Raw genomic sequence first — 11977 nt, forward strand, 5'->3', positions numbered from 1 at the left:
TCATGACGACGGCGACAGCGGCGCTTGGTCTGCCGGCGGGCCGACCGTAGGCAGTCCGGTTTCCGCCGGCGGGGACGTGGTCGGAGTTGTAGGCGTGGGATCCGGGGGCGGGGCAGCATATAGCAGCACGGCTTCACCGGATACCGGGGGTGTCGCCTCCACCGTCACGCTCGCGGACACGAAGCCGGCTGCGGGCGGGGCGTAGAACACGAATGGGCCGAACTGCGGGCCCTCGAATTCAACCGGTTGGCCGTTCACCAGAACGTTGTCCACTCTCACGAAGAACCCCTCCAGCCGGACCGGCGTTCCGCCGCCGGACGGCACCGTCGGAGCGGACGCACCGGTGTGGGGCCCGCCGAGCACGGTGAGTCCGGTCAACTGACGGGGGCAGTCATCGCCGGCGCCTGCGGCGTTCACCAGGAGCTGGACTCCCGGGTGTGCTGCCCGCAGATCCACGGCCTGTTGCAGGGATTCCGTGACCTTGATTTCCCAGCACCTTCCGGGCGGCAGGCTGGGGACACCGGCCAGCGCCGCCTGTGCCCGTTGCCAGTCCTGGGGCAGGTCTGTGGCCAGTGCCGCGCAGGTCGCCTCAGCGGCGCTCCACACTGCAGGGAACGCCGTGTTGAGGGTGGAGTCCCGCAAACCTGAACAGTCCCGCTGGCGGAGGAGCTCGTAGAGCGTTCCCTCGGGCGGGTCGGTGGGGGCAGCGGGTCCGATGGGGATCCAGCGGATGACGGGGGCGGCCTCGGGCGGCGGTCCATCGCCCGGTCCCGGCAACGGCGCAGCCGTTGGTTCTCCGTTGGCCGAGGCACTCTCCGAAGGCTCCGTGGCGGAGGGGGACGACGCCGTCGTCGTGGTTTCCGTGGGTGAGGGGGCCGGCGGAGCGAAGCATCCACTGGTGAGGAGCAGCAGGCAGACGGCCACCGCGGTTCTTACTGTTCGGGCAGTCGCCCCGGTTTGACTGTGCATGACAGACCCACCTGCTTGCGGTTCCCGGCAGGGGAACCGGCCTGGATAGAACCCTTCGGGATGGCTCCCGGCATGGACCGGCGGCGGAGCCGGACCAAACGCGCTGAAACAGTGTTAACTATTCCCCCGATGGGCGATATCCGCCAGAGCCGCCATTGCGCACCAGAGATCAGCCCCGGCAGCTATTTGCTGAAGTACGGAATGATCAGGTAGAGCCCGAACAGCACCGCGAGGCCGCACAGGCCGAAGCAGACGTACGCGAAGGATTTGATCCACCGGGGCGTGGCCTGCTCGGGATCACCGGCAATGGCGGTAAAGCGGACCCCCACGGAGTAGAGCACCACTACCGTGACAGCTGCCACCAGGGTGGCTCCGGCCACCTGGATCAGTTCGATCCACTTCATGACTGGACATCCTTCGACTTGTTGGCGCGGCCGGCGGCCATTGCTTTCTTCTTCCGGAAGCGGACCGCCTGTCCGGCTTCTTCGACTTCGACGGCGTTGTGGTGGCCCACATGGGATTTGCGGGACTGGAAGAACATGAACAGGACTGCGCCGGTTCCGGCTACGGCGGCGATCAGAACGCCCACAATGCCGGTCTTGACCAGCAGGGCGGTGAGGGCGCCGACGATCCCGGCCGCGGGGAGCGTGAAAAGCCAGCCGATGGCGATGCGGCCGGCAGTGCCCCAGCGCACCGAGGTGCCCTTGCGGCCCAGTCCGGAGCCGATCACGGATCCGGATGCAACCTGTGTGGTGGACAGCGCGAAGCCCAGGTGCGAGGAAGCCAGGATGGCTGAGGCCGTGCTGCTTTCCGCTGCGAAGCCCTGGGCCGGTTTGACGTCGGTGAGGCCCGAACCCATGGTGCGGATGATCCGCCAGCCGCCGGCGTAGGTGCCGATGGCGATGGCGAACGCGCAGGCTGCGATCACCCAGAACTGCGGGCCGGAACCAGGCTGCTGCGTTCCGGCGGCGATCAGCACCAGGGTGATGATACCCATGGTCTTCTGCGCATCGTTGGTTCCGTGCGCGAGTGCCACGAGGCTGGACGTGAAGATCTGGCCGGTGCGGAAGCCGCCGCGCTTCTGCGTGAGCTTGCTGCCGGTCTCCGGGTCGTGCCGGGAGGTCAGCGCGTAGGCAAGGCGGGTGCAGATGTAGGCCACGCCGGCCGCGATGAGCGGCGCAAAGATGGCCGGGAGGATGACCTTCTGCATCAGGGACTCGAAGTTGACCGAATGAATGCCGATTCCGGCGATGGCCGCGCCGATCAGGCCGCCAAAGAGGGCGTGCGACGAACTGGACGGGAGCCCTTTCAGCCACGTGATCATATTCCAGAGGATGGCGCCCATCAGGCCGGCAAAGATGATGTCCGGGGTGATCTGGATGCCGTCGGAACCTTCCTTGATGATTCCGCCGGAAACGGTTTTTGCCACTTCCGTGGACAGGAACGCTCCGACCAGGTTCAGGACGGCTGCAAGGGCAACTGCCGTCTTGGGCTTGATGGCACCGGTGGCAATAGGCGTAGCCATTGCGTTTGCGGTGTCATGAAAGCCATTGGTGAAGTCGAAAAATAGTGCCAGCGCTATTACCAGCGCCACCATGAAGGTGATTTCCACCTGTTGCCCAATCTGCAGAGTCGACGGTCAGCAGTTCCACTTTCCCCGTGCCCCGGCCGCACGCAGCGTTATTCCGGTGTTTGCCGGAATTTCAGGTGGTGTTGTTCGGAAGGGGCTTGAAACCCTATCGATCGTACGCGTCAACGCCGTAAGGACAAAACACCGTGCGCTCACAGGAAAGCCCGCACTGCGTCCAGCTCCGCCCTGGACAATCCCATCCTGGGATGCGGTGAAATCAGCAGCAGTCGGGTGCCGATGATCGATGCCCAGGCGCGGGCCTCGGCTTCGTAGTCGAGCTGGTCATCGATCCACACCGCACGGTCCGGCTCTGACGCTTCAATGTCCCGCTGCAGGGCCTGGAGTTTCCACCAGCTTCCGCCGCTGGCCAGTCCATCACTGGCCAGGACGGGCCATTCGTGCCCTGCGAGGCCGATCGCCGGGCACAGGTATTCGGGCGCCATCTCCTCCCAGCTCGTCAGCCAAACACACCGGAGGCCGGGTGTCCTGGACAGCGTATTGAGGGACTCGACGAGCTCCGGGGCGTAGGCCACCTCAAGCAGCCCGGCGTCGGAAACCTGCCACCGGCTCCCCCAATCAGTGACGCCTGTCGCCCCGAAAGGGCAGATCACACCGTCCACGTCGAGGTACAGGGAGACATTCATCACTGCGATGGTCGGTTCCGGAGTGCCGGCACGATTCGGCTGCAGCCGCTATTCCTCGTGCTTGACCTTGCGCACCAGGGTGACAACCGTCGGGCACGGAACGCGCAACAGGACTGCGTGGGCTGTGGAACCGAGCAGGAGCCTGCTGAACCCCCCGCGTCCCCGGCTGCCAATCACCAGGAGCCGGGCGCTGGCCGCCGCCTCAACGAGGGCCTTTGCCGGATCAGTGTCTTTATCGAGCCGCTGATTCACCACGAGGTCCGGATACCTGTCCCGCAGGCCCGCGACTGTTTCCGCGAGCACGATTCTGTCCTCTTCCTCAATGACTTCTGCCAGGCCGCTGGCGGGCAGCCCGCTCTGGACCCAGCGGGCGGGGCGCCGGAAGGCCAGCAGCGCAGTCAGCTCGTCCCCCTCGCGGTCCGCCTCCGAGGCGGCAAATGCAACAGCCTGCAGGGACTCCTCCGAACCATCCACGCCGACCACCACGCCGCGGCCCTCGGGCCCTTGGCCCTGCGGAATAACGGCCACCGGGCTGTCCGAAGCGGTAACGATCTGAAGTGCCCGGTCCGTCATCGGCCCGCCGTCGGCCCAGTGGCGATGATGCGACCCGATGACCACCATGGACGCGTCCTTCGACATTTCCTTCAGGGCCGAGCCCGCGCTGCCGTGCCGCAACTGCACGTCGACCGCCACGCCGGGCTCCTTTTTCGCGGCGTCCTCCTGCACCTGGCGCAGCAGTTCCATGCCTGATTCCCGGATGAGTTCGTGATACTGGAAGTCGGGCGACATCCACCGGTCATCCACCGCGTGGACACCGATCACAGGCAGCCTGAGCCGGGACGCCCGGTGAAGTGCCCAAGACATCGCGGCCTCGCTGCCGGCGGAGCCATTAATGCCGACGACGATTGGTTTGCTCATTCTGGGTCCTGCTCTTCTCCATCGAATTTCCCGGGATCAGCACGCCCACCCGCCGCTGACACCTTCAGTGTGCTCCGAGGGAAACACAGGGGTTAGGGCCTTAAGGCCCCGCAGGAACGCGGGGAGGATCCGTTCAGGCGCCCACTTCGCTGCGATGGAGTAGGTGCTGAACGGATCCTGCTGCCGCCGGTTTTGCTTACTGCTGGGCGCCGGCGATGTTCACGAGCCAGGCGACACCGAACTTGTCGGTGCACATGCCGAAGGTATCGCCCCAGGGCGCCTTTTCGAGCGGGACTGTCACGGTGCCGCCGTCGGACAGCTTCTCCCAGTAACCGCGGAGTTCAGCGTCGTCCTCGCCGCTGAGGGACACGGAGAAGTTGTCGCCCGGGCTGTAGCTCATGCTGTTGGGCGTATCGGCCCCCATGAGGACCAGTCCTGATTCGGTGGTCAGCATGCCGTGCATGATCTTCTCCTGCTCGGACGCGTCTTCGCTGGCGTTGAACTCCCCGAAAGTGCTCAGTGCCAGTTCGCCTCCAAAAACGGACTGGTAGAAGGTCATGGCGTCCCGTGCATTGTCCTTGAAGCCGAGGTAGGGATTGAGCCTGGTGGTCATAGTCAAGTGTCCTCTCGTACCGGTTAATACCCGGACCGCCTGCGGTTCAGGGGCCACCCGGGCTTGGAACACTTCATATGTTGCCCCAGTCCCGCAGCACTGCATAGGGGCGGGCCGCGTGGTCAAGTGCGCAATTCCCTGCCGGGCCATAAGCTCAGGGCATGGCGAGATATTTTGATGTGCATCCCGACGATCCCCAACCCCGCGCGGTAGGCCAGATAGTGGAGCTGGTGCGATCGGGCGGGCTGATCGCCTACCCCACAGACTCCTGCTACGCCCTTGGTGCGCAGCTGGGCAATCGTGAGGCCCTGGACCGCATTCGTGCCATCCGGCAGCTGGACAGCAAACACCACTTCACCCTGGTCTGCAAGGACTTTGCGCAGCTGGGCCAGTTCGTGCAGATCGACAACGACGTGTTCCGCAGCATCAAGGCGGTGACGCCGGGCAGCTACACGTTCATCCTTCCTGCCACGAAGGAAGTGCCCAAGCGCCTGCTGCATCCGAAGAAGAAGACGGTAGGTGTCCGGATCCCGGACAACGCCGTGGTTCAGGCGTTGCTGGCCGAACTGGGCGAGCCGCTGCTCTCCAGCACCCTGCTGCTGCCGGACGAGGAGGACCCGCTGACCCAGGGCTGGGAAATCAAGGAACGGCTGGACCACGTAGTGGACGGCGTCGTTGATTCCGGTGACTGCGGGGCGGAGCCGACGACGGTCATCGACTTCTCCGGAGGATCGGCGGAAGTGGTGCGGCGCGGCATGGGCGATCCGTCCCGGTTCGAGTAGCCGCCTTTTAGGTGGCAGGCGTCCCCGAGCGGGCGCTGCCCCTGTCAGTTCGCCTGCGGTCAATCCTTCTTGCGCGCGCGGCTCGGCTGCACGCGCGGCGGTTCGCCGGGCATCTTCGGGTAGTCGGGCGGGAACGGCAGCTCCCCCAGCCCCGAAGAGACATCGCGTTCCCACCACTCGAGCAGGACGTCGATTTTTCCCGGTTTGGCGTTCATGTCCGCCCACGGGTCCCCGACGGACTTCAGCCTTTCCGGGACGGTAAGAATGGTGAAGTTCTTCGGATCGGCGCTTCCCAGTTCATCCCACGTGATGGGGCAGGAGACGGGGGCGTGCGGCAGTGCCCGGGGGCTGTAGGCACCGGCTATGGTGCGGTCGCGGTTGGCCTGGTTGAAATCCACGAACACCCGTTCGCCGCGCTCTTCCTTCCACCACGCCGTGGTGACCTTGTCCGGCATCCTCCGCTCCAGTTCACGGGCGGCGGCGATGACGGCGTGGCGCACCTCCAGGAATTCGTGGGTCGGTTCCACCGGCGCATAAACATGCAGCCCCCGGTTGCCCGAGGTCTTGATGAACGTGGTGAGGCCCGCTTCCGCGAGCACGTCCCTCAGCGCAAAGGCCGCCGGGACGGCGTCGTCGAAGTCCGTTCCGGGCTGGGGGTCCAGGTCGATTCGCAACTGGTCGGGATTGTCCGTGTTTCCGGACCGCGACGGCCACGGATGGAAGACCACCGTGTTCATCTGCACTCCCCAGACCGCGGCGGCCGGCTCGTCGAGGACCAGCATGGGATGCGAGCGCGCGCTCGGAAAGACCACCTTCACGGACCTGATGAAGTCCGGGGCGCCCTTCGGCGGATTCTTGGAGAAGAACTGCTCTCCGTCGACATTGTCCGAAAACCGCTGCAGCGCCACCGGCCGGTCACCGTTCGCTGCTATGAACGCCTCCCCCACCTCCGCCATGTAGCGCGCCAGATCCAGCTTGGTCAGGCCGGCATCCGGCCAGAGGAGACGGCCGGGACTCGAAATGCGCATGTCGCGGGGGCCGTTCGGACCGTCAACGGTGAGAGTGGTCGCTTCGCTCGCCATGGGGACAACCTACCCCGCCCGTCGCGCGGCGTCAGCAGTTGGCGCCCGAAACGAAGAAACAAGTTCCTTTTCACTGGGCACGTTCCGGTCCGTCTGTAAGGATGTGAACGGACCGGACGCCGCACGGCTCCCGGCATAACGTCGAAGGAGACCCGTTTCATGGTTGAAGCCGCTGGTGTGGACCAGGCATCGAGGCAGCACGCTCTGAGCGCATTGGGTGAGCACGCGGACCTCCTGCCACGGGGGCGGGGAAACGCCGAGTTCCAGCAGCGCTTCGACCGTCATTTCCCGGACCTGCACCGGCTCTTCCATTCCCTGTACGGCATGCGCCCGGACTTCCAGGAGCAGCTGACTGCGCTTGTCCTCCAAGCCGCCCGCTCGTGGAACGAACGCCCGGCGGAACTCAAGGCACTGGATGCCGAGCGGGAGCACAACACCGGCTGGTTCCAGTCCAACAGCATGCTGGGCGGCGTCTGCTACGTGGACCGGTATGCGGAAGACCTGGAAGGAGTCCGCGCCCGGATCCCTTATTTCAAGGAGCTCGGCCTCACCTACCTGCACCTCATGCCCCTGTTCCTGGCACCGGAACCCCATTCCGACGGCGGGTATGCGGTCTCCAGCTATCGTGACGTGAACCCGAAACTCGGCACCATGGACCAGCTGCGGGACCTCGCTGCAGAGCTGCGGGCCAACGGCATCAGCCTGGTGGTGGATTTCATTTTCAACCACACCTCGGATGAGCATGTCTGGGCAAGGCGTGCTGCCGAAGGCGACCCCGAGTTCAGCGATTACTACTGGATCTACCCGGACCGGACCATGCCGGACGCCTTCGAAGAAAACGTCCGGGAGATCTTCCCGGACGACCACCCCGGCTCCTTCGTGCAACTCCCCGATGGACGGTGGGTCTGGGCCACGTTCCATACCTTCCAGTGGGACCTGAACTATTCCAACCCGGACGTCTTCCGGGCCATGGCCGGAGAAATGCTCTTCCTGGCCAACCAGGGCGTGGAGATCCTCCGGATGGACGCCGTCGCCTTCATCTGGAAGCAGCTCGGAACCCCGTGCGAGAACCTTCCGGAGGCCCATACCCTGCTGCAGGCCTTCAACGCCGTCTGCCGGCTTGCGGCGCCGTCGATGCTTTTCAAGTCCGAGGCGATCGTCCACCCGGACGAAGTTGCCCTGTACATCGATCCCGCAGAGTGCCAGCTGTCGTACAACCCGCTCCAGATGGCCCTCATCTGGGAGGCCCTGGCCACCCGCGACGTATCGCTGCTGTCGCAGGCGCTGGAGCGGCGGCACAACATTCCTGCGGGCACGGCCTGGGTGAACTACGTGCGGAGCCACGACGACATTGGCTGGACCTTCGCTGACGAGGATGCCGCGGAGCTGGGCATCAACGGTTTCGACCACCGCCGCTTCCTCAACTCCTTCTACGTCAACCGCTTCCCGGGCAGCTTCGCCCGCGGAGTCCCCTTCCAGGACAACCCGCGGACGGGTGACTGCAGGATTTCAGGCACGACGGCGTCGCTCTGCGGACTGGAGGACGGCACTGCCGAATCAGTCCGCAGGATCCTCCTGGCGCATTCCGTGACGGTCAGCACCGGCGGGATCCCGCTGCTGTACCTTGGCGACGAAGTGGGGCAGCTCAACGACTACGGCTACGCCCTCGAGGAAGGCCACGGAGCAGACAGCCGGTGGGTGCACCGGCCACACTACCCCGCAGACCGGTACGCGAACCGCCACGATCAGGCGACCCCTGAGGGCGCGGTCTATGAAGGGCTGCGGTCCTTGATCGCCGCGCGGGCCCGAACTCCGGAATTCGCCGGAACCCGCCTCGTTCACTTCGACACCAACAACCGGAGCGTCCTGGGCTACCAGCGGCCCGGAAGCAGCACACTCATTCTCGCCCTTGCCAATTTCAGCGACCAGGACCAAACAGTGACCGCCGAAACTGTCTCGGGATTCGCAGCGCAGGCGGTGGACATCCTGACCGGCAAGCCGGCGCGCATCAGTGAAGGAATCATGCTCCGGCCGCAGGAGTTCGTCTGGCTGCGGGTCACTCCGGCACGCAGCTAGGTGCTGGCATCATTGACTCATGCCCGTTCCCGAGTCCCCCGTAACCATCAGCGTCGGAGATCTCCAGGTCTCCGGCCTCTATGCCCGACCGGACAACCCGTTCGCCACCCTCGTCCTAGCCCATGGGGCCGGGGCCGGAATGGAGCATCCCTTTATGGGCGGCTTCACCCAGGCATTGAACGACGACGGCGTGGCCACCTTGCGCTTCAACTTTCCCTACCGCGAGGCGGGACGGAAGTTTCCGGACAGGCCGCCCCTTGCGATCGCCACATGGCGCGCGGCCATGGAGGAGGCCTCAGCCAGGGCGGCAGCGCACTCCGACACCGGCCCGCTGTGGGCGGCGGGCAAGTCCTTCGGGGGCCGCATGGCCTCGATGGCTGTTGCCGAAGGAATGCCGGCGGCTGGCCTGGTCTATCTCGGCTACCCGCTGCATCCCCCGGGTAAGCCGGAAAAGCTTCGTGATGAGCACCTGTACGGCCTGACCCTGCCGATGCTGTTCCTGCAGGGAACCCGGGACACGTTCGCCACCCCTGAACTGCTGGAGGGAGTGGTAGCCCGGATCGGGCCTAACGCCACGCTTTCCTGGTACGACGGCGGCGATCATTCGTTTGCGGTTGCGGGCAAGAAGCGAAGCGCCGACGAGATCGGTTCCTCCGCGGCGGCGCCGGTCACGGCGTACCTGCGCTCCCAGGCTGCGGCTCCACCGTGGCACGGAACGCACAGCTAGCCAACGCCGGGGCTACCAACTCACTGCCGCGGCGCGGTGTGGGCCATATTAGGGGGCAGCGGCTCATGGCGCAGGTAGGTGCGCCGGAAGCGGCCGGTGCCTGCCGTCAGTGCGCGGAGTTCCACTGCGTAGCGCAGCAGTTCCTGTTCCGGTATCTCTGCTTTGATCTCGGTGCCCGTGCCGTCCGCCGATTCGGTTCCCGTCAGTCGGCCGCGCCGGGAGGACAGATCACTCATCACCGCTCCCACGTATTCGTCGGCGACGCTGATGGTGACCGCCAGAACGGGTTCCAGGAGCTGGATCCGCCCCGCCGCTGCCGCCTCACGTAACGCCAGGGCACCGGCGGCCTGGAAGGCCGCATCCGAAGAGTCCACGCTGTGCGCCTTGCCGCCGGTGAGCGTCACACGGATGTCCACCACCGGGAACCCTGCTGATACGCCCTTCTGCATCTGGGCCCGGACCCCTTTCTCCACGGAACCGATGTACTGCCCCGGGATAACCCCACCTACGGTTTTGTCCACGAACTCGAAGCCCGCGCCGCGCGCCAGGGGCTCGACGTCGATGTCACAGATGGCGTACTGTCCGTGGCCGCCGGACTGTTTGACGTGCCGGCCGTGGCCGGACGCGGGTGCCACGAACGTTTCCCGCAGCGGCGTGATCACCGGTACGGTCTGCAGCTTCACCCCCTGGTCGCGCAGCCTGTCCAGCACCACTTCGCCGTGGGCTTCGCCCATGCACCACAGGATCAGCTGGTGGGTTTCGGAGTTCCGTTCCACCCGCAGCGTCGGATCGCCGGCCGCCACCTTGCCCAGGCTCTTGGCGAGGGCGTCCTCATCGCTGCGCGAGGCCGCCTCCACCGCCAACGGCATCAGCGGTTCCGGCATGTCCCACGAAACCACCAGCAGAGGTGCCTCTTTGGCGGACACGGTATCGCCTGTCTCCGCGCTGGCCAGCTTGGCGATCGCGCAGATGTCCCCTGCAACGCAATGGGGAACCGACTTCAGGGTGGACCCCACCGGGGAGTAGAGGTGCGTCAGGCGCTCGTCGCTGTCGTGGTCCTCATGGCCGCGCTCGGACAGCCCCCGCCCGCTGACGTGAACGGCGGAATCTTCCCTTAGCGTGCCGGAGAAAACCCGGACCAGGCAGACCCTGCCCAGGAACGGGTCTATGGTTGTCCGCACCACCTCGCCGGCCAGGGGACCCTCGGGATCGCAGGCCAACGGGGCTGCCGGTGCGCCGGAAAGGCTGGTCACCTGCGGCAGGCTGCGCTCCAGCGGAGAGGGAAATGCGCGGGTGAGCATTTCCAGGAGCTCGGCCACGCCCAGGCCTGTCTCGGCGGACGTGGCCAGCACGGGGAAAAAAGTGCCGCGGGAGACGGCGGTCTCCAGATCGCTGACGAGGGCGTCGACGTCGATCTCCTCACCGCCGAGGTAGCGGTCCATCAGGGTTTCGTCCTCGCTTTCCGAGATGATCCCCTCAATGAGTGTGCCGCGTGCGCTGTCGGCAGCAGCGAGTTCCTCCGTGCTGGCTGCGCGCACGTCCGGCGTCGGGGAGCCGGCGGAATAGTCCGAAACTGTTTGCGAGAGCAGCCCCAGCAGCCCCGTGGTGGCACTCCCGGTGCGTACGGGGAGATAGGCCGGCACCACGGAGTCCCCGAACGCACGCTGGCAGCCGGCAACTGCCGCCTCGAAGTTCGCGCGCGGGTGGTCCAGCCGGCTGACTACCACCGCCCGGGGCATACCCACCTGGTCGCATTCGGCCCACAAAGCCGTGGTGGCGGCGTCGATGTCGTCGATGGCGGACACCACGAACAGGGCCGCGTCAGCGCCCCGCAGGCCTGCCCGCAGTTCACCGGTGAAGTCGCCATAGCCCGGTGTGTCGAGAATATTGACCTTGATGCCGTCCACCACAAGGGGCGCTACGGAGAGCACCACCGAGCGCTGCTGGTGCACCTCGGAGGGCTCGGCGTCACTGACAGTGGAGCCGTCCTCGATCGAACCCATCCGTGAGATGACGCCGGTTGCGGCCAGCAATGCCTCGAGCAACATCGTCTTTCCGGCACCGGAGTGGCCCACAAGAACCACGTTGCGGACTTTCTCCGGTGCGTCGGCAGCAGCCCCGGCGGTGTCCGCCCGCCGGGAATCAGAGGTGCCGCGGGCGGGGCTCTTGGCCCTGCCATTAGTGCTTTTTACCGACATGAGCAACTCCAGGCGTCTTAGTCGTGAGCCGCCGCGCGGCCTCTGTAAGACGATTCGACACCCTGAGGCTGCCGAACTTCAAGAGGAAGACGTGTCGCCCTTGCTTGTATGGCTAGGGTTCGTCGTGCCACCACCCTTCCCAGGGGGTGGAGGAGAGCTGGCCGCTGGGGAATACGCCCATGGAACCGGCCCCGCCAACGTGCGGATCCTTGTCCTTCCAGCCGGCATGAAGGGAAAGTGTCATAGTGCTCAGAAGCGTCATCATGGTGTGTCCTTTCGTTCGCTGCGTGGACCCCGATGTCCAGGTAGGTATGAGCGTAGCTGCGCAATGTTTCACC

The 11977-nt window shown here is 65.7% G+C and carries 12 protein-coding genes; 3 read left to right on the top strand and 9 right to left on the bottom strand.

Annotation, left to right across the window (positions count from 1 at the left end; translation table 11 throughout):
- The 6 genes from J2805_RS06620 to J2805_RS06645 all read right to left on the bottom strand — a co-directional run bounded on the left by J2805_RS06620 (position 1) and on the right by J2805_RS06645 (position 4774).
- Entirely contained in the window at positions 1-969 is a 969-nt protein-coding gene (locus J2805_RS06620; protein WP_309971056.1) for a hypothetical protein, read from the bottom strand.
- A gap of 182 nt (positions 970-1151) precedes the next feature.
- A complete protein-coding gene (locus J2805_RS06625) occupies positions 1152-1373 on the bottom strand; it encodes a hypothetical protein (RefSeq protein WP_309971059.1) in 222 nt (73 codons plus the stop codon).
- The gene (locus J2805_RS06630) at positions 1370-2581 is read right to left on the bottom strand and encodes an inorganic phosphate transporter (RefSeq protein ID WP_309971062.1); all 1212 of its coding nucleotides are present in this window, start codon (positions 2579-2581) and stop codon (positions 1370-1372) included. Before J2805_RS06630 ends, J2805_RS06625 begins: the two co-directional genes overlap by 4 nt.
- 170 nt (positions 2582-2751) lie before the next feature.
- Complete coding sequence (locus tag J2805_RS06635) at positions 2752-3243, bottom strand: HAD domain-containing protein (protein ID WP_309971064.1); 492 nt, start codon at positions 3241-3243, stop codon at positions 2752-2754.
- Between the two features lie 48 nt (positions 3244-3291).
- Entirely contained in the window at positions 3292-4161 is an 870-nt protein-coding gene (locus tag J2805_RS06640) for a universal stress protein (RefSeq protein ID WP_309971069.1), read from the bottom strand.
- A 196-nt stretch (positions 4162-4357) separates the two neighbouring features.
- Complete coding sequence (locus J2805_RS06645; RefSeq protein ID WP_309971072.1) at positions 4358-4774, bottom strand: VOC family protein; 417 nt, start codon at positions 4772-4774, stop codon at positions 4358-4360.
- Between the two features lie 161 nt (positions 4775-4935).
- Between J2805_RS06645 and J2805_RS06650 the strand changes: the two genes are divergently transcribed.
- Positions 4936-5556, top strand: a complete 621-nt coding sequence (locus tag J2805_RS06650; RefSeq protein ID WP_309971075.1) for an L-threonylcarbamoyladenylate synthase — start codon at positions 4936-4938, stop codon at positions 5554-5556.
- A 59-nt stretch (positions 5557-5615) separates the two neighbouring features.
- Here J2805_RS06650 and ligD read toward each other — a convergent pair whose 3' ends face one another.
- Complete coding sequence (ligD, locus tag J2805_RS06655; RefSeq protein WP_309971080.1) at positions 5616-6638, bottom strand: non-homologous end-joining DNA ligase; 1023 nt, start codon at positions 6636-6638, stop codon at positions 5616-5618.
- A gap of 159 nt (positions 6639-6797) precedes the next feature.
- On the opposite strand from ligD, the gene J2805_RS06660 reads away from it, so the two are divergent.
- Positions 6798-8714: an amylosucrase gene (locus J2805_RS06660; protein WP_309971084.1), complete on the top strand. Its 1917-nt coding sequence runs from the start codon at positions 6798-6800 to the stop codon at positions 8712-8714.
- Between the two features lie 19 nt (positions 8715-8733).
- On the top strand, positions 8734-9441 hold the full coding sequence (locus J2805_RS06665; protein ID WP_309971087.1) for an alpha/beta hydrolase family protein: 708 nt from the start codon (positions 8734-8736) through the stop codon (positions 9439-9441).
- A 20-nt stretch (positions 9442-9461) separates the two neighbouring features.
- Here the strand turns inward: J2805_RS06665 and J2805_RS06670 are convergent, their stop codons facing one another.
- Together J2805_RS06670 and J2805_RS06675 are read right to left on the bottom strand one after the other, a co-directional pair.
- The gene (locus tag J2805_RS06670) at positions 9462-11639 is read right to left on the bottom strand and encodes an elongation factor G-like protein EF-G2 (protein WP_309971091.1); all 2178 of its coding nucleotides are present in this window, start codon (positions 11637-11639) and stop codon (positions 9462-9464) included.
- 112 nt (positions 11640-11751) lie between these two features.
- Positions 11752-11904: a hypothetical protein gene (locus J2805_RS06675; protein WP_309971094.1), complete on the bottom strand. Its 153-nt coding sequence runs from the start codon at positions 11902-11904 to the stop codon at positions 11752-11754.
- Positions 11905-11977 lie beyond the last annotated feature (73 nt).

Source organism: Arthrobacter oryzae (genome assembly GCF_031454875.1).
GTDB lineage: Bacteria > Actinomycetota > Actinomycetes > Actinomycetales > Micrococcaceae > Arthrobacter > Arthrobacter oryzae_D.